Genomic DNA, 23,584 nt, shown 5'->3' on the forward strand with positions numbered 1-23,584 from the left:
GTTAGTTCTCTGGCTTGATCAACAATCGTCCACACTCGTCGATACGGTGCAGGTAGGAGCCGGGTTTCTCCTTGGTTAAGTATTCGTCTACTGCCAGCCGGACTCCGGGAAAGCAACCATAATCATCCAACAACAGTACGCCTCCAGGACTTAAGCGAGGATACAAGTGAACCATTTCATGCCTCGTTGACTCGTACCAGTCAGTATCCAGTCGGCACAGTGCCAGTTGATTCGGGGCGTTCTGCGGTAGGGTCTCTTCCACCATACCTTGAACAAATCTCAACCTATCTTCTGGGTACCCCGTGCTTTTAAGGAGTTGGACAACCTCAGCGAACGGAAGATAATCGAATGCTCCACACTCCAAAGCAGCCTCGTAACCTTGTGCAGGCGATGGAGCCTGGCCAGTAAAGTCTTTCTCACCTGGAGGCGGCATGTGGGTGAATGTGTCGCATAAGACCAGCTCTCGGTCGCGAACACCGAGACTAAGCAAAGTCTCTGCCACAACCAGCATGCTGCCCCCTCGCCACACTCCGCATTCTAGGATTGCGCCGGGGACATCTTTGGCCACCAAATAGCGAACCGAGTCAACGAGTGCAATGATGCGCTCATTGCTTGTCAGCGTGTAGGGGCGAACTCGACCGATCAACCGACGGGTAAATTCGTCACAGTCCGATGGAAGACGTTGCTTCCGAGGATAGGCTGAAATGTCATATCCCAGACGGCGTATCCCCCTCTTGATTAACCCTCTCATGCTAAGGCCCCAACCATTCGGTATGTGTGAGATCGACTCGGCTTCGCAGGCGAGTTGGCCAAATGACGCTTAAGACCCACCTCTCAAGCTTTAATGACCAAGCGAGCAGCATAATCGATACGGGTCAGGAGCACAGGTTCGGCATACTGAGAAAAGTACTCATCAACCGCTTGCTTGCTGCCATGCCAATGACCGTAGTCATCTAAAATCAATACTCCACCATGCGCCAGCCTCGGGTACAAACACAACAGCTCGTGCTTCGTAGATTCGTACCAGTCGGTGTCCAATCTGAGTAGGGCCAGCTGCTCCGGTGCCTGCGTAGGAAGGGTTTCTTCAACTGGCCCTCGAACGAAATGGATACGGCTTGCGGGGTAGCCGGTCTGCATGAGCAGGTCGCGAACATTGTTCTCGTTAAACCCAGACTCTTCGAAGAACTCCTTCCATGGCCTCTCACCCCTGCCAATAGAGTTTTTCCAACTGTCTAAAGCTGGCCGCTCATAGGGTGAAGTATCGTTATTTGAGGGCATCGTCATGCCCTCGAAGGTGTCGTATAGAAAGATGTCCTTATTATCAACGCCCATCTCTTGTAGAGTCAGAATCATCGCAAGGATGGACCCTCCTCTCCACACCCCGCATTCCGCGAAGGCCCCGTCTAGGTCACGCTGAACACAGTAGCGCACCGCATCAAGTAGTGCAGCGATCCGCGGCAAGCTAGTCATCGTATATGGTCGTATCGCTGAAATGATGCGATGGTCTGTTTCGGTCAGAGATTGACGCAGACGTGCGTGCGGATGTTCTTGAGGACTGCGACCCAGTGCCCGTCGTAACCGCCGAATCACGCAGCACCCTCAATACGGGCCAGGGTCTTGAGCCAAACCCGCATCATTTGAGCAGTTTCCCTAAGAAACTCCTGACCTCCCTGATCCCAAATGAAACCATGCATTCGTGATGCTTGAAGCTCCAGCTCATCCGCCAACACGGCATAAGCTTCGGTGTAGGTACTGGCTTGAAGTTTTAAACCCTGAAGCCAAGGAAGCAGATCCTCCACAATCACTTTACCCGCAAGCTCGTGATACAAGTCCTGAAAAAGGTTATGCGGCGAGCGTCGATGCTCAGCAATAGGGGACCCAAAGCATATGGCATCTCCAAGATGCTTGACACACTTTTGTAGAAAATAACCGGACAGGATGTCGCCATATCGATCAATACGCATCCCCTGGATGGGGAAACCCATCCGCACATAGTAATAGGCCGGAATCGCATCTCTAATCAATGCGGTGTTCTGGGTGTTAATGGGGCTCCATGTTGGAGTATCTAGCAAAACAGCAGTCGAGTTCGCCGAAATTACTCGCGGGCCCTGAACCAATCTCGTAGCGGCGTCAACGTCGGGATCATCGGTCCACAGTCCTGCATTAACGGCGACGCGTCTATCGGTTGAGCCTAAAGGCTCAAGCGTGGCCCGTTCTGAAGCGCCACGCGCTGCGTAAGGGAACCCGCGCGCATAAAAAGACGCACAGTTTTCTGCATGAAGGTTTTCACAGACGTTGTACCACGGCGCCTGAGATGCAAGCATAGCTGAGCCTGGCAGAGTCGTTGTCGCAGACCCCACGATGCCATGAGCATCTATGAAGGATTCCCCTTGCAGGCAATAGTTGTCATCATCGATGGATATGAGCGCTCTTGCCCCATGCTCCCAAGCTCGTAGAAACCCAATATTGCGACGGTTATCAGAGTTCCAGGGGATAAAGTCGGCCGGCAAACCCAGTTTTTTTAAGTAGTCAGCCTGCTCATCCAGGCTCGGGCAGTCAATATGAAAACCCATTTGCTGCGCTTGGGCTGCGGCCGCATAGACTTCCTTGGGAGTTTTTTTGTCACAAATTATTCTTAACGTGACTTTGTCACACGCATCATACTTCTCAAAATTCTCCAGGTAGCCTAATAGCCACTCAGGAGAAAATATCGTCGTTACAACGATGTCAAATTCTGTCGGCTTCATATCTCGGGTCGCTCTCCGCTATGGCTGGTCGACTGCGGCCACCAGATGGAAACATAAAGGCCGCTAAAATGAAGAAAAAGACGCAGCCAATCTGTTTGCCCATCTAAAACCTCATGTACTGCAGATCGGTTCCCCAGCAAAGCGGGATGCCCATAGTCCTCGCAAACAAGGACACTGCCAGGACTCAGGTACTGTTGCGGTATAGCGCGCAACAGGTACTCGGTCGCACGAAAACTGTCACAATCAATAAATGCCATCGCCAACTTTTCAATCGGCGCGCTGTCTAATGTCTGAGTAAAGTCACCTTGAATGAGGTGTACTTTCGGCATTTTCTCAAATTTCTTTTGAACCTGAGAAAAATCCACATGGTGCGTATTTCCCCAGAAGTAATCAACACCACGTTCTTGGGGAAAGCGATCAAAGGTATCGAACAGGAAGACGCGCTTATCAGACCCCAGCAACTCCAAAGTCCGCGCAATAAGCCAACCACTGTGACCCTGGTAAGAGCCGAACTCTGCGATGTCCCCAGGGATATTCCTCTCTACAACCAACTTGAGTAGTTGGTAGAGATCCAGAAAATCACGCAGGCCGCACTTCTGTTCAAACAGGCTCAATGACTCTGCATAAATCTCGTGTGGCGTCGGCTTATCCAATAACGCGGGCGAAACGAAAAAAGTTTCCCGGTATTCGTCATGCGCAGAGAAAAATGGCTGGGCAGCGTCCAAGCCGGCAACATACTCAAACGGAAGCTGAGAAAGAAATGGATGGCGCATCACGGCCCGTGCCAACTGGGTTTGCCGCGATGCATCTTGAAACAAGCATAGGACAAGCCTGCACTTTTCCAAGTCATCATCCGTGTCCGTGGCAATGGCTGCAATATCAGTCTCGCGAACCCTAAGACCGTTTGCTCTCAGGCGAATCAAGACACCACGATGGAAACCATCCTTAGGCCCGCTACACAGCACCCAGGCACCAGTATTAACTGCCTCTGGGGGAAGCCGTTGCAAAACCTGCTGCACCAGTGCAGTGGCTCCTTCTTCTTGTCCACGAGCGCCATGCCAGCGCACGCGCTGAGCAATCGACGAACGACCTAGATAGCCAGCAACGCGGCCACTAATTTTTCCAGAGCGCCAGCGCCATACCCAACGGCTCCACAACAGCGCTGCTGCCCTAAACACGAACGTTTTTCCCCAAGTTCCGCAGGCTCCGACCCGCCGCGTCCTCGTCTGGAAACAGACTTGAGTAATCGCCTGTGCGGACAATCTTGCCATCATTAACGATGAAAATTTGATCGCAATCCATCACCGTCGCCATACGATGAGCGATGACAATGACCGTCTTGACGTGGGCCATTTCCATAATCGCTTGATGCACCGCTCTTTCGGTGTCCTGATCTAGCGCGCTGGTTGCCTCATCCAGCACGAGCACGTCCGGGTCATGGTAGAGAGCACGGGCTATACCTAAACGCTGCCTCTGCCCCCCCGACAGGCGAACACCCCGCTCCCCCACAATAGTCGCATAACCATTCTCCATATGAGCACAAATGTGCTCGTGGATTTTTGCAGTTTTGGCGGCTCTATAGACCGCTTCAATGTTCACCTCCGACGGTGGTACGCCGAAAGCGATGTTAGCGATGACTGTGTCATCAAGCAGGTAAATATCTTGGGGAACGTAGCCCATATTCGCTTGCCAGGCGTGCCGGTTCTCTTCGGTTATCACCTGGTTATCGACGATCAGCCCCCCTTTCTGCGGTGTCAGTAACCCAAGGATGACATCGACAAGCGTTGTCTTTCCCGCACCTGTCGGGCCAACAAAGGCGACAAAACTACGCTTTGCAATATCTACACTGACATCGCTTAGCGCCTTTTTCTCAGATCCGGGGTAGCTGTAACTCACATGGTCTAGACGCAGACCATGTTCCATGGGCATTCGAGGAGGGTTGGGAGCTCTCCCTCCCTCAGGCCATGTCTGCGTGAGCTCCAGCGAAATAGACTTCAGCACGGGCGCAGTGTATTTCAGCGTTGTCAAACCCCGATAGATCGACTGGAAAGCGGGCAACATACGGTAGCCGGCGAATGCAAACGCACTGGCCAATGGCAGGAGCGCAGACAAGTTACGGTCAGCAGCAACAAAGTAGAGCACAACACTTAATAGTGCGCCAAAAGCCAGGGTCTCAATAAAATAGCGCGGGATCATCCCCAGCAAATGATTCGAGATCACCGAGCGGGAAAACTCTAATGCATGAGGCTGAAATGCGTGCACGAATGCGTCCTCACGCCCTAGTACCTTGACTTCCTTCAGCCCTCCAAAAGCCTCGTTAACAGCCTTAAGCCGAGCCTTGTTGGCGTCCAGCCTGCGCTGACCCAGACGCTCCATCCGCCGGCGAAGAACAACATACATCCCACCATAAATGACTGCGAACACGGTGGCTACAAGCAAAACCGTTACCGGGGAAAGCCAACTCAAGAAAAGCAACATGAAGATGACCATCACGCCCGAGCACGACAACCCTAAAATGATGGCAATCACACCGTGCGTTACCTGTAAGGACTCATTGACAACTGTGGTTGCCAAATCCGCTGAGTTACTAGCGATGAAGTCAACATAGGGCCGGTGGATGTAATTATGCAGTAGCGTACCCGACAACCTTCTATGAAAGTCATAACAAAACTTCGTTATCCACCATTGACTCAACATAGCCAGGCTATTGGCCATGATCAGCATCACAAGGATCAGACCCCCAAAAATTAGAGTGAAAGTCTTATGCGAATCAATACCGGCCAGGTTTGCAAACGATGCAAGCCACCTATTCTCCCAAATCATTTCCGGGCGGGTCAGCATGGAGATGAAGGGAACCACTGAACCAATGCTCGCGACTTGCACAACGCCGAGTACAGCGGCAAACGGCAAGATCAAAGCAAACTGTTTACGCTCACTATGGGTAAGTAGCAAGCGCAAGTCGCGCACCATAGACTTCATGTCGTATTACGCTTGAGGGCTCTTCTCAAGCACACCTCGAAAATACGCAACGGTATGCCGTAAACCCTGCTCTAGGGCGACATCGGGCATCCAATGCAGATTATCTTTTGCGTAAGTGATATCCGGCTGCCGCTGCTTGGGATCATCTTGGGGAAGCGGCTCAAAGCTGAACCCTCCACTCATGCCGGTGAGCTGCTGCACCTTTTCCGCCAGCTCCAACATGGTGAATTCAGCCGGGTTGCCCAAGTTGACCGGCCCAGTGAGATCATCGGCGGACTCCATGAGCCGAATTAACCCATCGACTAAGTCACTCACGTAGCAAAACGAACGTGTTTGCTGGCCATCTCCATAAATGGTTATGCGCTCGCCGCGCAAGCTTTGCACAATAAAGTTCGATACGACCCTGCCGTCATCTGGATTCATATTTGGACCATACGTATTGAAAATACGCGCTACTTTAATTCGAAGACTGTGCTGCCGGTGATAATCGAAGAACAGGGTCTCTGCACAACGCTTACCTTCGTCATAACAAGATCGAGGGCCGATTGGATTCACATTACCCCAGTAGCCCTCGACTTGAGGATGAATGGTGGGGTCGCCGTAGACTTCGCTTGTCGACGCCTGTAGTATTTTAGCGCCGACACGCTTTGCCAAGCCCAGCATATTAATAGCGCCATGCACGCTAGTTTTTGTTGTTTGCACAGGGTCGTGCTGGTAATGAACAGGGCTTGCCGGACACGCGAGATTATATATCTCGTCCACTTCCACATAAAGTGGAAAACATACGTCATGGCGAATGAGTTCAAAGTAAGGGTTCGTCAATAGATGAGCAACGTTCCGCTTAGACCCAGTAAAAAAATTATCCAAGCACAGCACTTCATGGCCGTCACTGAGTAGCTTTGCACATAGGTGGGAACCAATGAAGCCCGCCCCCCCGGTTACCAATACTCGCTTCATTGATGTCAAGTCCCACTTAAGTCGCTGTTAGGGAGTAATTTACTCACGCGCACTCGAAATAGTGTAGCCGTGCTTACGCAACAATGCTTCACGCTGCGCGAAGACGCGATCGGCGGCAACCATCTCACGACAGAGTTCACGAGCCGAGCATTGCGGCTCCCAGCCTAGTTGCTCGCGGGCCAGACTCGCGTCCCCAAGCAAGGACTCGACTTCTGCAGGGCGAAAGTAACTGGGGTCCACGCGTAGGATGATCTGTCCGACTGTCACGCTCGGTGCGAGTTCGACATCGACTTCCATCACAACTGCATGCTCCTGTACCCCCTCGCCACGAAACTCAATTGTTAGGCCTAGATCTGAGGCCGCCCAAACCACAAAATCCCGAACGGTATGCTGTTGGCCGGTCGCAACGACGTAGTCGCGAGCAATCTCCTGTTGCAGCATCAGCCACTGCATCTCGACGTAGTCGCGAGCATGCCCCCAGTCGCGCTTCGCGTCCAGGTTCCCCATATAAATACAGTCCTCTAAGCCATGGGCCACTTGGGCTAAGCCGCGAGTAATTTTGCGCGTGACAAAGGTTTCACCACGTCGGGGGGACTCATGGTTAAACAGCACGCCATTACAAGCATACATTCCGTATGCTTCTCGATAGTTGACTGTTATCCAGTACGCATAGAGCTTGGCTACAGCATACGGGCTACGCGGATGAAATGGCGTCTTCTCATTCTGCGGAGTCTCGTGCACCAAGCCATACAACTCTGAGGTTGAGGCTTGGTAGAACCGCGTTTTTTCTTCCAGCCCCAGAAACCTGATCGCTTCGAGCAGCCGCAAAGTACCTAAAGCGTCTACATCGGCGGTGTATTCAGGGCTTTCGAAGCTGACGGCGACATGGGATTGTGCCGCAAGGTTATACACCTCATCGGGTGCAGTTTCCGCGAGGATTCGCGTCAGGTTGGAACTATCGCTGAGATCGCCATAATGCAAAATTAAGCGAGGGTCATCGTGGGGATCTTGATAGATGTGATCGATTCTTTGAGTGTTAAATGATGATGCTCTACGCTTGATTCCATGTACTGTGTAGCCCTTGGAAAGAAGCAATTCCGCGAGGTAGCTCCCGTCCTGCCCCGTTATGCCTGTTATGAGAGCTGATTTGTCTTTCATAGTAAATCTGAACTCAAGAGCGAATAGCTTCGCGGTGGTCCCGGTACCACTTCAGGGTCGAATCAATTCCTTCTTGGAGTGATATCTTGGCACCCCATCCCAGTGCCTTCATTGCCGACACGTCAAGCAATTTTCTTGGGGTACCGTCGGGTCGTGTCGCGTCAAATCTGACCACTCCAGAATACCCTGTTGCCTTAGCGAATAGGTCGGCAAGTTCTGCGATGGACACATCCTTTCCAGTACCTACGTTCAGGTGGGATTGCATGGGCTCCACCGCAGTCTCGTATACCTCTCGTGGAAGTCCGAGAACATGAACGATAGCGTCCGCAAGGTCGTCAACATGCATAAATTCTCGGCGCGGTCGGCCCGTCCCCCAAACTTCAACCTCGCGGGCTCCCAAGCGGCGGGCCTCTTCAAAACGCGCGAGTAAAGCAGCAAAAACGTGTGACTCCAGGGGGTGAAAATTGTCTCCAGGTCCGTACAGGTTGGTTGGCATGAGGCTTCTAAAGTCCGTTCCATACTGACGGTTGAAGCTCTCGCACATCTTGATTCCCGAGATTTTCGCGATTGCGTAGGGCTCGTTTGTCGCCTCAAGTTCTCCGCCTAGGAGCGCGCTCTCGGTGATAGGCTGGGCCGCAAATTTTGGGTAAATGCACGAACTACCCAAGAAAACCAAGCGCTCTACATCATGTTTCCACGCCGAATAGATGATATTCGACTGAATTTGTATGTTTTCGTAGATAAAGTCGGCGGGATACGCATTGTTCGCATGGATGCCCCCCACTCTTGCAGCCGCAATCACAACCAGTTCCGGCTTTGTTTGAGCAAACCATTGGTCAACGCTTGCCTGGTCAAGCAAATTGAGCTGTGAACGCGAAGCCGTCAGTACCGAATAACTCCCACTTTGGGCATGTCCATGTCCGAGGCGTCTACAAACGGCGGACCCGACCATGCCAGCGTGGCCTGCAACGAATACTTTCTTCATGGAGTCTTGTGCGCGGTTCGGTCCCGTATCCCTCATCGGAATGTATCACGCTTCTTCAGGGGTCGACGCCAACCCGGACCTCCAAGGCAACAGACCGGCGTCGATGGGCTGCTCGGCAACACATGCCTTGTAGATTTCACACAACTCTGATGCCACTAGTGCAAGTAGCCTGAGCTGCCAGCTCGTTCTCAACAAGGCCTTGACAACAAATGTGTCAGTTCTTCGTTATAGAAGTCCTAACGTGAGCAGTCATCTCCCGACGAGCATTTGCGCCTGTCCAGGTTGGCTCATCCCCTAGCACAGCTTGGAATGTATCAGCGTCTATCACACCATAAACAGCAAGTGATGCAGAGCGAAGAATCGCCCCATTATCAACAACGAATTGTCGACCTGACGGCGTAGACACCAAAGCCGCAACGTGACAGGCGCCGGTCCGGCGGAAAAGGAAGTCCGGACATGAGTAAATGTCCTCGACAACCCAGGAAGGCTCCCTCAGCAAGCTGCTCTTCACTGCTGCAACGTGCTGCTGACAGTTCATACTTGCGTCAAAGTACAGAGTACGATTTATTGCGGCGAGCCGATCTAACTCTGGAGTTGCGGCGCAACCAACGATGAGCAGGGCAAGCACAGCGATAGATACCTTATGGATTGTCGGACCCATGACCGGGCTCACGTCGCGACCAGAAGCCCCAGGAGATATCAGCCGCCGTCAAGGCAACGTAAATAATCGAGCCACATTCAATGTTGAAGAGCTCGGAAAGTGGTGCATTTCTATCGACTGACTCGTGGCTCGCTCAAGGGTTCGAGCTGTCCCTGCCGGCCCCGCCCGAACAATATGGTCAACCCAGACGCTGGCTACCCAACCCCCTGAGCCTCATTCATCGACCAAAGTCGACTATGTACTGGTGTCCTATGATCGCTACCATGGCGCTCATGAAAGCCATTGCCTTGACTTTAAGCTGGGCGGCCATTTGGATGCTGCTGAGCCTCCCAGTGACTGGCGTTCATCTGCACCTCGACACCCATACCTCGTCGGAGCATTCCGCTCCTTCGCACCAAATGGTGCGCTCAGAACCAAGCTCGTTACACGTTGTTCACGCCTTCGATGCAGAGCATTCCCACGGTCTGAATGTTGGCGAGCAACAGGATGTCGAGCCCGAGATCACCCCCTTAGGCAAGTTTGCTGCTGCAATCCTTATAGCAATTGCCGGCAGCCTATTGATCCGCACACAAAGCCCAGTACGCTCGCGGCTGCGGACATTGAGCGCCCCCCGCCCACCTCTGCGCTACAGCCAGCCTCCAGCCCAGGCCCCACCAAGCCCCATCTGATCCCCTACACCGAAAGTGCGTGTGCCTCATTGTGCACGCGTGCCTGGATCAGCCCTGGAGGCTTTATGACAACAGCTTTTCCCCTGGCAGCCGTAGCTGCGGCGGCGCTACTAGCGCCTGCGGCGCTTGCCATAGCCAGTCCCCTGGTTAGCCACGGTTCTTTGACCTTGGAGCAAGCCACTGCACTGGCTTATCAACACCACCCCCGACTGGCGGGGTTTGAGCCTCAGTGGCAAGTCCATTCAGCCTTGGCGGAGCAATTTGCACAGCCTCCCGCCACACAAGTAGAGCTGATGGCCGAGGACTTTCTGGGCCAGCAGCGCACCCGCGACTGGGATAATGCTCAAACTACCATCAGCCTGAGTCGGGTGATGTGGTTGGGGCAAAGGCGCGAAGCTCGCGCCGCCGTATCTCAGGCTGAAGGCTCCCTGCTGAGACGCGAACAGGATGTGCAGCGCCTAGATGTGCTGGCGGACTTAAGCTTGTCCTTCATTGAAGTGCTGAGCGTGCAGCACAAAATTGCGTTGGCCCAAACCGGCCTCGGCTTTGCGAAGCAGCACGCTCAGTCAACGCAGCAGCGCGTGCAGGCGGGCGCCGAGCGGGCAGTGTTTGCAGCTCGTGCTCGCATCCAGGTGGCCGAGGCGGAACTGCTGCTGGAAGATCTAGAGCATAGCCTGGTCACTGCACGCCAGGCCTTGATCCGCCACATGGGCGAGCCGGAACTCAAGCCGCAACAGGTGCAAGGGCGGCTCGCGATCCCCGCTGCAGAGCCTGCATTGCAAGCTGTGCTCGACACCCTGGAGAGCAGCCCTCAGCTGCGGGCTTTGATCGAAAAGCAACGCGTGCAAAGCGCACAGCTACGCCTAGAACAAAGCCGAGCCCGCGGACAAATCCAGGCCACGCTAGGCCTGCGACGGCTAGAGGGGCTGAACGATACTGCCTGGGTTGCAGGTATCAGTCACCCCTTGTTTAGCCAGGCCCGCGCCCAACCCAAAATCAAGGCCGCGCGCGCCGCGACGGCCACAACTCAGTTCCAGCTCCAGGACCTTAAGCAGCAACTCCGATTACAGCTCACCGCCCATATTCAGGAGCTGCGCCATGCCCGGCACGTGGCTGCTGTACTGCGTTCATCGATCCTGCCAGAGCTAGATACCGCTGTGGCTCAAACCGAGTCCGCTTATCGCCGGGGCCAGGCGGGCTGGCAAGAATTAGCCAGCTTGCATCGCGACTGGCTCAGCGCCCAGCTACGCCTCGTCGACACCCAGCAACGCTACCACCAGCACGCCATCGATATTGAACGGCTCAGCGGCCACAGCCTGCAGCTCAAGGAGTCTCGGCCATGAACACCCCACAACTCTTGATGCGGCAGCTTCGTCCGCTGTGCCTCGGATGTCTACTCTGCGCAGCCGCCCTCAGCAATGCAGCAAGCCCAGACCCCAGCGGCCCCCACGGCGGCCGAATCCTCACACAAGAGGACATCGCCGTCGAGCTTAAACTGGTAGACGAGGCCGAGGGTACACACATGTATGCCTGGCTATACACCGACAACGCGGCTTTGTCCGCCGACGCTGCGACGCTCACTGTTGCTTTAGAACGCCTGGATGGTCAGGTCAACCCGCTCAGCTTTTCCCACCATCTTCAGGGGCTACGAAGCGTCGAAAGCATTGCTGAACCGCACTCCTTTACGGTCAAGGTCCGTGTGGAAAAGGCTGGAAGCACTTTCGACTGGAGCTACGACAGCTTTGAGGGGCGGACGCATTTGCGTGCTGAAACCGCAGACATTTCCGGCCTGAAAACCAGCCTGGCAGGACCGGCGACCGTGCGTCAGACGCTCAGGCTCAGCGGGCAGATCCATCCTTCGCCCACCGCTGAGGCCCGAATCTCTGCCCCCTATACGGGGACCATCCAGACGACCCAGGTCCAACCTGGTCAGCAAGTCCGCCAGGGCCAAACCCTGGCCCGTGTCCAAAGCCTGGATAGCCTGCAAAGCTACGGCCTCAATGCCCCCTTCGATGGATGGGTTGTGCAGCACCAGGCCCGTGTCGGTGAGGTCGCCACCCCCAACACCCCCCTCTTTGTCATCGTTGATTTGGATCGGCTCTGGGTTGAGCTTGCCGTGTTGCCTGCTGACATTCCTCAGCTACGCCCCGGACTTCCCGTACATATCGAGGGTCTCCATGGTCGGCGGCAAGCGCAGGGCCACATTCAAACGATCTTGCCCAGCCAGCAGCCCGGCGGCGTGCACTACGCCATGGTGGAGGTAGACAACAGTGATCGCCATTGGCATCTGAACGAATTTGTGGACGCCCAGGTGGAGCTGAAATCTGAAAGGGTGCCATTGGCGGTGCGCCGTGAGGCCCTGCAAAGCTTTCGCGGCGCCACGGTGGTCTTTGCGCAGTTCGGCCAGACCTATGAGGTACGCCCGCTGGAGTTGGGCGCGCAGGATGCGCAATGGGCCGAAGTTCGCAGCGGGCTTGCGCCAGGCACCTCTTATGTCACGCAGAACAGCTACTTGATCAAGGCCGACATCGAAAAGTCCGGCGCCGCGCACGACCATTAGGACAGGCCCATGCTCAAAATCATTCTTGACCGGGCGATTCGTCACCGCGTGAGCATCCTACTGATGACGCTGGTGCTGAGCGGGCTGGGGCTATGGAACCTGCCGAAACTCGCCATTGATGCCGTCCCGGATATCACCAATGTGCAGGTACAAATCAATACCGACCTACCCGGCTACACCCCGCTAGAATCCGAGCAACGCGTCACTCTGCCTCTGGAGTGGGCGCTGGGCGGGCTGGCTGGGTTGGATTACATTCGCTCCATCTCGCGTTATGGGCTCAGTCAGGTCACCGTAGCCTTCGATGACCAAACCGATCTTTACTTTGCCCGCCAGCAGGTGGCTGAACGCTTACAGACCCTGCGTAGCCAACTCCCCCCTGGGGCTGAACCGCAGATGGGCCCGGCCGCGACGGGACTGGGCGAAATCAGCATGTATGTGCTGGATAAAGAGCCCAGCGCCGATGTAACACCCATGCAGCTGCGCGAAGTACAGGACTGGATTGTCCGCCCGCAATTGTTACGCGTAGATGGTGTCGCAGATGTCAACGCTGTGGGGGGCTACCGCAAACAGTATCTGGTGTACCCCGACCTGCGCCGCCTGCAGGCCATGCAGCTCAGCCTGGAGGACCTGGCCGACACACTCGGCCGCAACAATCTTAACCAAGGGGCGAGCTTTATCGAAGGAGGTGGCCAGCAAGTGCTGCTGCGGGTGCCCGCGCAAATTGCAGGAGGTAGCACGGCCACCCTAGAGGATATTGGCGCGCTCACCATCAGCACGCATGCGGGCGCGCCCATTCGTGTGAGGGATGTGGCTGAGGTCGCTATTGGCTCGGCCTTACGCACCGGAGCTGCTACGCAAAATGGGCGCGAAGTGGTACTTGGCACCGTATTGATGCGCGTGGGTGAGAATAGCCGCACGGTCGCGCGAGCGGTCGCCGAGCGAATCGACGCCATTCGTCGCAGCCTGCCACCCGGTGTCAGCATCGACCTAGCCTATGACCGCACCCGGCTGGTGGACAAAACCCTGGCCACCGTTCAGACCAACCTCCTTGAAGGAGCGCTACTGGTCATTGGCGTGCTTTTCATCATGCTTGGGAATCTCCGTGCCGCCTTGATCACGGCCATGGTCATCCCTCTGTCGATGTTGCTCACAGTCACCGGCATGGTGCAAACCGGCGTATCCGCCAATCTCATGAGCCTGGGAGCTTTAGATTTTGGGTTGATTGTAGACGGCGCAGTCATCATCACCGAAAACTGCCTCAGCCGTTTGGCCGCACTTGGCGTTGTCGGCGTGGTGCCTTTACGGCAAAGATTGCAAACCGTATTTGTCGCCACCCACGAAGTGATTCGTCCGGCCCTCTTTGGCGTATTCATTATCACCGTGGTGTATTTGCCGATCTTCGCCCTGAGCGGTATCGAGGGCAAGATGTTTCACCCGATGGCACAGACGGTTGTGATGGCTCTGCTGGCTGCCATGCTGTTATCGATTACGGCGGTTCCTGCCGCGATTGCCATCTTTGTGCGGAATCCACCATCAACCCAGCATAGTCGCCTACAACCTTTGCTCGCCCAGGGCTATGCAGCTGTGCTGCAACGGAGTTTGCAGTGGCGGCGCAGCCTGCTACTCATGGCCCTTGGTCTGGTGCTCATCAGCGCTGCCAGCATTCGCAGCCTGGGTAGCGAGTTCCTGCCCAGCCTGGACGAAGGCGACATTGCCATGCATGCACTGCGCATTCCTGGCACCGGTTTGCAACAGTCGGTACAGATGCAGGAACACCTGGAGGCCGTCATCAAAACCATGCCCGAGGTGGAGCGCGTGGTGGCCAAAATTGGGACGGCCGATATCGCCTCGGACCCCATGCCTCCATCCGTGGCCGACAACTTCATTATTCTCAAGGATCGTAAATACTGGCCTGACCCCCACAAACCTAAGGATCAGGTCGTTGCCGAACTGGCCGCACTGGTAGCCGACGTGCCCGGTAACAACTACGAGTTCACCCAACCCATACAAATGCGCTTTAACGAATTGCTGTCTGGCGTGCGCGCGGATTTGGCGGTGAAAGTGTATGGCGATGATCTGGAGCAACTAGCGACGCTCGGAGCTGTGCTACAAAAAATCGTAGCCGGCGTACCCGGCGCTGCTGATGTCAACCTGGAACAAACCACGGGTCTGCCTGTACTCAGTATCGAGCCACGCCGCGAGGTTCTACGTCGCTATGATCTGGACGTTGCCGACCTGCAGAATGTGGTGAGCGCCGCCTATGCTGGACGCCCGGTCGGGCAAATCTTCACTGGCGACCGCCGTCACACTCTCATGATTCGCCTGCCTGAAGCGCAACGCCAAAACTTGGATGACATCCGCGAGCTGTTAATCCCACTGCCGCAGGGGGGCTATCAACGCCTGGGCCAACTTGCCACCATATCGCGCACCTTAGGGCCCAACCAAATCAATCGTGACAACGCAAAGCGCCGAGTTGTGGTCACCGCCAACGTTCGCAACCGCGATTTGGGTAGCTTTGTCGCCGAGCTTCAGGCCGCCGTGCAGGCTCAACTTGATGTACCGCCAGGCTACTGGATTGGGTATGGCGGCAGCTTTGAGCAACTGCAATCGGCGAGCCGGCGTCTGGCCCTGGTGGTGCCAGTGACCCTAGCGCTGATTATTGGTCTGCTTTGGATGAGCTTTGGCGCACTCCGTGACGCACTCCTTATCTTCAGTGGGGTGCCTTTGGCAATGACCGGAGGCCTCGCCGCCCTGCACCTGCGTGATATTCCCTTTTCCATTTCTGCCGGGGTCGGCTTCATCGCCTTATCCGGCATTGCCGTGCTCAATGGACTGGTGATGATCAGCGTCATCCGCCAACGCCTACTCGACGGGCAGACTATGGATGCTGCCATATTGGAGGGCGCACGCAGCCGTCTACGCCCCGTGTTGATGACAGCACTCGTAGCCGCGCTAGGCTTTGTGCCCATGGCCCTCAACACCGGCATTGGATCCGAAGTACAGCGTCCATTGGCCAGCGTGGTCGTCGGCGGCATCCTGTCGGCCACCGTACTTACGCTACTGGTGCTGCCCGCGCTATATCGGCAGTTCGGGCGCCCTCCGAAGGTGAACACAGAACCGCATCAAGACCAAGCCCTTTACGCCGGCAGCCCCGGCTAAAGCCATGGTACTGGCCCCAGGTGCACAACCTATTCCGGCTGAAGGTGTAGGGTTGTGCGAAACCTCGCATCTATCTTGCCGTCATCATGTCCAAAACCGATAAGTTGCTCGATCTTCTGATGTTTGTTGAGGACGGTCGCTGGCGTATTCCACGTCGACTGGCGCAGGTGCTTTTGCCGCTGTTCACAGTACTGGTCGGCTGGGGCATGTTCATAAGTCAAACGCCACCAGTGCCGGCCAATTCCAGCCAGCCTCAAACAGCGGCAGGCGTCGCGACCGTGGATGCGGGCATCGCGGTGGCCAGCACCCTGCTTGATAAGCGCGGCGGTTATATCTCCAACGACATCACACCGCCGTCCTGGTGGCTGGACAACATTCAGAACTGGGAATTTGGGGTGCTCAAAATGACGCGCGACTTCGCGAGGGTGTTGCGTAACGAAATGTCCCGCTCGCAAAGCCAATCCACGGAAGACCCGGCTCTGGCCCAAGCCGAGCCCAAGTTCTCCATCGACCACGACTCTTGGATGTTTCCGCGTGCAGAAGGCAAGTACCGTGAAGGCATTTCGCTGCTGCAGGATTACCGATCCCGGCTACTGGCGGCCGATAGCAGCGCGCACTTCCATGCCAATGCCGAAAACTTAGTGGATTACCTGCAAGTTGTGGAGAAACGGCTGGGCAACATGGTGCAGCGGTTGGGCATGAGTGTGGGCAAAGTCACCGTGGACGACGCCAGCCTGGAAGCATTAGCAGCAGCCGGAAATGACCATCCACGCCCGGGTGCAGCCGGCGAATCTGTAGAGCGCACCAGCTGGTTCGCCATTGATGATGTGTTCTTTGAAGCCCGTGGAACGGTATGGGCCTTACTCGCCATACTCCAAGCTGCGGAAACCGACTTTGCAGCGGTACTCACCGACAAACAAGCCTCCATTCAATACCGGCAAATTCTGCGTGAGTTGGAGGCGGCCAATGCCCCGCTGCGCACCCCCATGATTCTCAATGGTGGTGGCTTTGCCATGTGGCCCAACCACAGCCTGGTCATGGCCTCATACCTGGGTTCCGCGAACGCGGCCCTCGCCAATTTGATCGGCCTGCTGGAGAACGGTTAAGCCGACCGCGAGTAAGCATACGTCCCCAAATCCAGGCTTCAGGCTGAAGACTCTCATCCAAAGGTCTGATTCCGATCTCGCCAGCGGATGAGGGCGCGCAATTTGCATTGTTGATCGCGTATTTTTTTGAACGACGGGGATGCGCGAGGCACGCATGCACCACAACTCTGGCATTGAACCGCGCTTGGTCGCCTTTGCCCTCTTGCTGACTCTGCCAGCCATGCTGGCTTACGCCTTACCACCAGAACTCGGACTATGGTGGCCACTGAGCGCCGTTGTACTTTGCACAGCGCGAATTTTCTTAGGCATCAGTTGGCTTGGGTTGCTCATCAGCTTTGTCGCAGGGCATGCGCTTGCCGCCTTCACCCATGGCACCCAGTGGGAAGTGGCCTTGGCCATTGCCGTCTGGCATCTGCTCTTCGCCCTCACTAAAACCCGGGTCACTGCCTTCAGCCTGCAAAGCCTAGGATTTGGCCTGCGCTTGGGACGCTTGAGTTACTTCGCCTTAACAACGACCATCTTGGTGCTGTTGCTGTCCGTAGGCCACTGGCTGATCAGGGAGACCCTGCAGACCAGCGTATTCGACGACAACCCCGAAACCTTTTTACTGCTTCAGCTTCTCACCTCTTTGGGCGCCGTCTTTGTGAGCGACATGGTCTTGTGGACACTCTGGGGACGTCCCCAGCGCATGTGGTCGCGCGCAGGGTTATCTACGGCTTACGCCATTGGCGCTGGTTTGGTGCTGGTAGTGACCTTGGCAAGCTTGCACTTCGCCCACAGCCGACATCAAGCGCAGACCGCTGTTGCCCAATCAGTCCAGCAGGTCAGCACGCGCCTGGATGATGTTCTGCTGAAACAGCAACAGCTCATGTTTCATACGGCAGCAGCCGTCCGCGAGCATGGTGACTCGCAAACTGCGTTTGAAGACCACCTCAGGCAAAGTGAGTTTGCCAATACAGCCGGCCTATCCAGCCTGCTTTGGGCACCGGATTCCGTGGGCGGCCTGGGCACCATCCAGCTAGGTTTTCCCGCCGCCAAGGCCTTCCATTTGCTCGGCACGACGGTGGCAAACACCCCCGAACTAGGGGACGTAGCCACACGCGCCAGCAACCAAGCCGCAGCCGTATCTCCGCCATTTCGCATCGGGAACAGCACACCCTTTTATGCCTTTGCTCTGCGCACCCAATCACCGCGTGGATTGGTTCTGGGGCTGTTTCGTGCAGATGAGCTCATTCAACATGCCCTTGCCTCCCTCAATGACCAGGGTTCGCCTGCGTATTTAGAGATCCGTGGCCAGTACACTGGGCGCATCGCCTACCAACATGGCTCCATCCCAGAAGGCCGAGATTGGCCTCGGGCGGCAACCCAGATTGCCGTCGCCGACCGAGGCGCCCTGATCACCGCCGCTCAATCGCCGGTGCCGGCTATGGATAGCATCGTGCATCCATACCTCACAACCACGCTTTTGATGGGGCTGCTCACCCTAGCGGCGGGCGTTGCCGCGCAGCGACGCCTATCCCAGCCACTGCCAACCAAACACCAAGATGTCAGTTTGAGGACCGCATCCGGCTAAACCCGTTATTGCGCGCCCACTGTGGCGGATATCAATTCCGCGAGCAGCGGATTGGGAAAGCGTCTAGAGACAGTCACTGCGTAAAAGGTTTCCACAATCTCAGGTAAGCGGGCGAACTCCGCAACCTGCCCGGCTAACAGCTCGTCGCGAACCACAATTGGAGGCATGATGCCCAACCCCAGACCTTCGGCAGTCAGTAAGCGCAGCATGGCCATATCGTCCACCTCAGCGGCAATTTGCGGCCGGATGTTGTGCTGCGAGAAGTAGGCGTCCAAAGCCATGCGGATGCCAGCCTGAGGCGGAGGCAGCAGCAATGGAGAGGCGGTCAAAATCTCCACAACGCAGGCTTGCTTAGCAAACTGAGGCCTACCGATAACGCTCACGCTTTGCTCGGCCATGCGCTGCGCCACATAGGCCACGCCGGTATCCATAGGCGGCGGCTGGTTGGTGAGCACCACATCCAAGCTCAGGCTCTCCAAGGCATATAGCAGCTCCGCCAAAGCACCCGAACGCAGGATGACCTCCACATCTGGACGACTCAGCACCGGCTGCAAAAATTGCAGCTGAAAATTGCGTGATAGCGTGGCTAAAGCCCCTACACGCAGGGCCTGACGGCTACGACCTGACTGCTGCAGGGTGCTAATCAGCTCCTCACCGGTCGCGAAAATGGCGTCCGCATGATCCAAGCCAATACGCCCAGCTTCCGTGAGCACCAGGCTCCGCCCCCGACGCTCAAATAGAGCGTGGCCTAAACGATCTTCCAGCTGCTTAATCTGCACCGATAGCGCCGATTGCGACACATTCAAACGCCGTGCAGCCCGGGTGAGATTGCCCTCATGAGCGACGGCCCAGAAATATCGCAGGTGCTTGTAGTTGAGCTGGGAGATTGTTCTATTTTTACAAATGGTTTGATCTGAACATTGTATTTCCTAAATGTTTTTCACTCAATTAGCCTTAAGCGCTCTTCCTCGCCGCGACTGCTTATGCTTTGGGAATATTTCAGCCTCATTGGCCCCGGCTTACTCATGCTTGCCGCCGCCTTGGCCTTCGCTCGGCCAGGCTTGCGTCCAGGCCCAGTGCCTAGGCTGGCCGAGTTAGCGGCTCTTGGCGCCCTATTCAGCAGCGTAGTCAGCAGCGCGGCCATTTTTGGTCCGGCCCCTCTAGACCTTCAGCCCGCCTTAGCCAGCCTGCTGTGGTTAGACGGTGTCAGCGCTTGCATGTTGCTGTTGGTGAGCTTCGTGGGTTGGGTCGTGCTCCGTTATTCCCGCAGCTATTTGGATGGTGAGCAGCGCCAGGATGCCTTCACCGGCTGGATGTGCTCGACGCTGGCTGGGGTCTTGATCTTGGTCCAAGCCGGTCATTGGTTGCTGTTTATCGCCGCCTGGATTGGCGTCAGCATGAGTTTGCATCAGCTTTTGGTGTTCTACCCACAGCGCCCCGGAGCCCGCCGCGCAGCGCACAAAGCCTTTCTCACAGCGCGTGCGTCTGATGCCGCCTTAGCAGGTGCCGCGATCATCCTGTGGCAACAATCCAGCACCAGCCACCTAGAACAGCTGAGCACTTGGGCGACCACTGCTCCAAGTAGCGGCTGGACCCTCACCGCAGCTTGCCTCATCGCGACAGCCGCAATCCTGCGCTCTGCCCAATTTCCAGCGCATGGATGGTTGACCGAGGTTATGGAAACCCCCACACCTGTGTCCGCCTTGCTCCATGCCGGCGTCATCAACGCCGGAGGCTTTTTGCTGATTCGTCTGGCCGACAGCATGCTGCTAGCGCCGGGCGTACTCGCCGTACTGGCGATGGTTGGCGGTTTCACAGCCGTATTTGGCGGATTGGTCATGCTGACCCAGCCTGCCGTGAAGACCTCTTTGGCCTGGTCGACCGTCGCTCAAATGGGTTTCATGATTTTGCAGTGTGGCCTGGCCCTATTCCCCCTGGCTCTGCTCCACATCCTGGCCCATTCGCTGTACAAGGCGCATGCCTTTTTGGTCTCTGGCGGCGCTGTAGAAAATGTTGCAGCCATTGCCCGCCCAGGACCTATTGCCGTTCCCAGCGGCAAAGCAGTGGGACGCGCTTTTATTCTGGCGCTCACCATTTACGCCTTGGTGGCTACTGCCTTTGGCCTGGAAGGGAAGTCCCCACAAGCCATTGCATTAGGTGCCATCTTGATTTTCGGCGTTGCCTATTTGCTCGCCCAGGGCTTGGCCGACAAGGCTCCCAAAGTGCTTACCCAACGCACGGCCCTGTATTCAGTGGCAGCGGCGGTGGGCTATTTCGCACTGCAGCGCGGCATTGAGGCCTTGCTGGCCGGCAACCTCCCGGCGCCGCCCGCACCAGGCCCCTTGGAGTGGGCCGTGCTGGTTGTGTTGGTGATCTGCTTTGCGGTGGTCGCCGTGGCCCAGGCCATGTTTCCGCTGTGGTCGGACCATCCGGCCGCAGCCGGACTGCGTGTGCACCTGAATAACGGTCTGTATGCCAATGCTCTGCTCGATCGCATGCTGAGGAGCTGGCGCCCGCAACCCACCATGACGCAGAGGGATGCCGCATGAGCAGTACCATCACCCTTCACCCCAGTAAAACCGACCCCATCCTCAGCGCGGCAGAGGCCGCCACCGCAGCCATCCCTCCGGCTTGGCCCCTCAGTGCCACAGTGGCCGTGAACCCCTTCTTAGGCCAAGCTGACTTGAGTCTGGAACAGACTGGGGCGCGTTTAGGGCGTGTGGCCGGAGCCCGGCTCACACTTCCCCGCAGCTGGTTTCGTAGCGCTTGGCAGCGTGGCCAAATCACGCGCGTCGACCTGGAAAAGGCCGTAGCCGCCAACCATGGCAAGCCAAGCGTGGACACCGTGTTAGAGGCACTAGAACGAGAAAACTCGTCACCGCGCCCCCTCCCTATGGTGAGCGACCTCGCCACCCGGACGGCTGAGGTGGACTGGACCAGTTTTGTCAGCGACCGTATCGGCCAATGGGCCCAAGGTTATTTCGACCAAGGTCAAGCCCTCTGGGCAGCTTCACGCAAGCGCGGCGCCTACGGCTCTTGGCGCGGTTACGCCATGCACGACCTCAGCCCACAAATTGCTGGACTGCGGAATTTCTCACTTCGCATCGAAGATGCTCCACGGCATGCAGACGATGCTATTCGCCAATGCGTGCATCATCTGGGCTTAGCTCCTGACGCTCTGCAAAGTTACTTCCACCAATTGCTGTTGGATTTGGGCGGCTGGAGTCAGTATGCCCGCGGCCTGCTCTGGACAGCACAGCTCAATGGGCGTCATGACTCTACCCTTCTAGACCTACTTGCCATCCGTCTGCTGTGGGAAGACGCCCTGCATCATCAGTATCGCCAAGACATCGCTCAAGACTGGGCGCAGGTCGTCGAGGCGCATGCTCGTCCATTAACTGTGACCCCCGATCTGCAGGTGGACGTGCTGCTGCAAGACGCCATGGAGCGTGCAACGCAGCGTCGACTGGCCGAGCAAATGCGCGCCAATCCACAGCCCTCCCAGACCAAGTCCGGGTCCAGCTCCAGGCCAACATTACAAGCGGCATTTTGTATTGACGTGCGGTCGGAGCGATTCCGCCGCGCCCTGGAAGCTCAAGACCAAGGCATTCAAACGCTGGGGTTTGCAGGCTTTTTTGGCTTGGCGGCCGAACATCGCGCACTGGCCTCCGACGTACCCGAGGCCCGTGCACCGGTGCTCTTGCAACCGGCGCTCAAAACACGCGCTGGTGGCCCGGAGTCTGCGCAGCGGGACACCGCCACGCGGCTCACCGCCCGCGCCAAGCGTGCATGGGGCCGCTTTAAATTGGCCGCCGTATCCTCCTTTGCTTTCGTGGAAGCCATGGGGCCGGTGTACATCAGCCGGCTGCTGCGCGATAGCCTCGGCATCCATTCCAAGGCCTCAACACAGGACCCTCTGCCCCGGCTCGACCCCGAGCTTGGCCTAGACCAACGAATCACAGCAGCAGCCACTGTACTGCGGGCCATGTCTCTGAGCGAAAACTTCGCTCCACTGGTGTTGCTCGCTGGACATGGAGCAGCCGTGGTCAATAACCCGCATGCCAGTGCCCTGCAGTGTGGAGCCTGCGGCGGGTACTCCGGGGAAGTGAATGCCCGGCTGTTGGCAAGCCTGCTAAATGACCCTGACGTGCGCCAAGGCCTCAGCCAACACGGCATCGATATCCCTGCTGATACCCAGTTCTTGCCGGCCCTGCACGACACCACTAGCGATACCGTCAAGCTATACAGCGACGACCTCTCACGCCCACTCAGCACAGAGTCGTTGGAACAAGTTCAGGCATGGCTGCATGCCGCGGGACGACTTTGCCGCGCTGAGCGGGCGACCAGCCTGCCCCGCGCCGGCCAGGCACGCAGCCTGCTCCAACGCGGACAGGATTGGGCTGAGGTGCGTCCGGAATGGGCTCTGGCCGGCTGTCAGTTCTTCATTGCTGCCCCGCGCGACATGACCAAGGCACTGCGTCTGGATGGCCGCGCCTTTCTGCACGACTACGCCTGGCGCAATGATGCCGAGTTCCAAATTCTGGAACTCATCCTCACCGCCCCCGTCGTCGTTGCCAGTTGGATTAGCCTGCAGTACTACGGCTCTTGCGTCGCACCGGAGCTATTTGGAGCAGGTAATAAACTGCTGCATAACGTGGTGGGCGGCATTGGCGTCGTTGAGGGCAATGGGGGTCGCTTACGGGCCGGCCTGCCCTGGCAGTCTGTGCACGATGGCGAGCAATTCATGCATCAGCCTCAGCGGCTGAGTGTGGCCGTTGCCGCGCCAGCCCAAGCTGTGGATGACATTTTGCGCAAGCACCCCGGAGTAGCGGCCCTCTTTGATCAACGCTGGCTACACTTATTCCTGATTGATGACCAAGGGCGCTTAGCCCAGCGTTACTCGGCTATTGGAGAGTGGGAACCGATGCAGCTTGAGGAGATCAGCCGCCGTCACACGGCCTGAAGAGCTGCTTTAGCCTAGTGTCCTGTCTCCGAAGTTCGTTGCATATCAGAGCCCCTCAAATCGTTCGA

The 23,584-nt window shown here is 56.8% G+C and carries 17 protein-coding genes; 8 read left to right on the forward strand and 9 right to left on the reverse strand.

The genetic code is table 11. From position 1 onward, the window contains the following. Nucleotide 1 precedes the first annotated feature (1 nt). The 8 genes from KI787_11990 to KI787_12025 all read right to left on the reverse strand — a co-directional run bounded on the left by KI787_11990 (nt 2) and on the right by KI787_12025 (nt 8,826). Nucleotides 2-751: a class I SAM-dependent methyltransferase gene (locus KI787_11990; GenBank protein MBV6630673.1), complete on the reverse strand. Its 750-nt coding sequence runs from the start codon at nt 749-751 to the stop codon at nt 2-4. An 83-nt stretch (nt 752-834) separates the two neighbouring features. Beyond that, the gene (locus KI787_11995) at nt 835-1,590 is read right to left on the reverse strand and encodes a class I SAM-dependent methyltransferase (GenBank protein MBV6630674.1); all 756 of its coding nucleotides are present in this window, start codon (nt 1,588-1,590) and stop codon (nt 835-837) included. Next, nucleotides 1,587-2,747: a hypothetical protein gene (locus KI787_12000; protein ID MBV6630675.1), complete on the reverse strand. Its 1,161-nt coding sequence runs from the start codon at nt 2,745-2,747 to the stop codon at nt 1,587-1,589. Before KI787_12000 ends, KI787_11995 begins: the two co-directional genes overlap by 4 nt. Beyond that, the gene (locus KI787_12005) at nt 2,744-3,925 is read right to left on the reverse strand and encodes a class I SAM-dependent methyltransferase (GenBank protein MBV6630676.1); all 1,182 of its coding nucleotides are present in this window, start codon (nt 3,923-3,925) and stop codon (nt 2,744-2,746) included. The genes KI787_12000 and KI787_12005 overlap by 4 nt, the downstream gene beginning before the upstream one ends. Continuing rightward, nucleotides 3,918-5,717 carry an ABC transporter ATP-binding protein gene (locus KI787_12010; GenBank protein ID MBV6630677.1) on the reverse strand — a complete coding sequence of 600 codons (1,800 nt, stop codon included), beginning with the start codon at nt 5,715-5,717 and terminating at the stop codon, nt 3,918-3,920. Before KI787_12010 ends, KI787_12005 begins: the two co-directional genes overlap by 8 nt. Before the next feature lie 15 nt (nt 5,718-5,732). Beyond that, a complete protein-coding gene (locus tag KI787_12015; GenBank protein ID MBV6630678.1) occupies nt 5,733-6,683 on the reverse strand; it encodes an SDR family oxidoreductase in 951 nt (316 codons plus the stop codon). 39 nt (nt 6,684-6,722) lie between these two features. After that, a complete protein-coding gene (gene gmd, locus KI787_12020) occupies nt 6,723-7,841 on the reverse strand; it encodes a GDP-mannose 4,6-dehydratase (GenBank protein ID MBV6630679.1) in 1,119 nt (372 codons plus the stop codon). Between the two features lie 13 nt (nt 7,842-7,854). Continuing rightward, complete coding sequence (locus tag KI787_12025; GenBank protein MBV6630680.1) at nt 7,855-8,826, reverse strand: GDP-L-fucose synthase; 972 nt, start codon at nt 8,824-8,826, stop codon at nt 7,855-7,857. A 924-nt stretch (nt 8,827-9,750) separates the two neighbouring features. Between KI787_12025 and KI787_12030 the strand changes: the two genes are divergently transcribed. The 6 genes from KI787_12030 (at nt 9,751) to KI787_12055 (ending at nt 18,553) form a co-directional block, all read left to right on the forward strand. Beyond that, nucleotides 9,751-10,155 (forward strand): hypothetical protein, encoded by a 405-nt coding sequence (locus KI787_12030; protein ID MBV6630681.1) that lies wholly within the window; start codon nt 9,751-9,753, stop codon nt 10,153-10,155. Nucleotides 10,156-10,220: 65 nt separating this feature from the next. Then, complete coding sequence (locus KI787_12035; protein MBV6630682.1) at nt 10,221-11,498, forward strand: TolC family protein; 1,278 nt, start codon at nt 10,221-10,223, stop codon at nt 11,496-11,498. Further along, a complete protein-coding gene (locus KI787_12040; protein MBV6630683.1) occupies nt 11,495-12,715 on the forward strand; it encodes an HlyD family efflux transporter periplasmic adaptor subunit in 1,221 nt (406 codons plus the stop codon). The genes KI787_12035 and KI787_12040 overlap by 4 nt, the downstream gene beginning before the upstream one ends. Before the next feature lie 9 nt (nt 12,716-12,724). Beyond that, nucleotides 12,725-15,874, forward strand: a complete 3,150-nt coding sequence (locus KI787_12045) for a CusA/CzcA family heavy metal efflux RND transporter (GenBank protein MBV6630684.1) — start codon at nt 12,725-12,727, stop codon at nt 15,872-15,874. Between the two features lie 119 nt (nt 15,875-15,993). Beyond that, entirely contained in the window at nt 15,994-16,980 is a 987-nt protein-coding gene (locus tag KI787_12050; GenBank protein ID MBV6630685.1) for a DUF2333 family protein, read from the forward strand. Nucleotides 16,981-17,134: 154 nt separating this feature from the next. After that, nucleotides 17,135-18,553: a hypothetical protein gene (locus KI787_12055; GenBank protein MBV6630686.1), complete on the forward strand. Its 1,419-nt coding sequence runs from the start codon at nt 17,135-17,137 to the stop codon at nt 18,551-18,553. Between the two features lie 5 nt (nt 18,554-18,558). On the opposite strand, the gene KI787_12060 is transcribed toward KI787_12055, so the two are convergent. Continuing rightward, the gene (locus KI787_12060; protein ID MBV6630687.1) at nt 18,559-19,440 is read right to left on the reverse strand and encodes a LysR family transcriptional regulator; all 882 of its coding nucleotides are present in this window, start codon (nt 19,438-19,440) and stop codon (nt 18,559-18,561) included. Nucleotides 19,441-19,536: 96 nt separating this feature from the next. Here KI787_12060 and KI787_12065 point away from each other — a divergent pair, with 96 nt between their 5' ends. Both KI787_12065 and KI787_12070 read left to right on the forward strand, forming a co-directional pair. Next, entirely contained in the window at nt 19,537-21,102 is a 1,566-nt protein-coding gene (locus KI787_12065; GenBank protein ID MBV6630688.1) for an NADH-quinone oxidoreductase subunit L, read from the forward strand. Continuing rightward, nucleotides 21,099-23,516, forward strand: coding sequence for a DUF2309 domain-containing protein (locus KI787_12070; protein ID MBV6630689.1), 2,418 nt, complete (start codon nt 21,099-21,101; stop codon nt 23,514-23,516). The genes KI787_12065 and KI787_12070 overlap by 4 nt, the downstream gene beginning before the upstream one ends. Nucleotides 23,517-23,584 lie beyond the last annotated feature (68 nt).

Source organism: Oceanococcus sp. HetDA_MAG_MS8 (genome assembly GCA_019192445.1).
GTDB lineage: Bacteria > Pseudomonadota > Gammaproteobacteria > Nevskiales > Oceanococcaceae > MS8.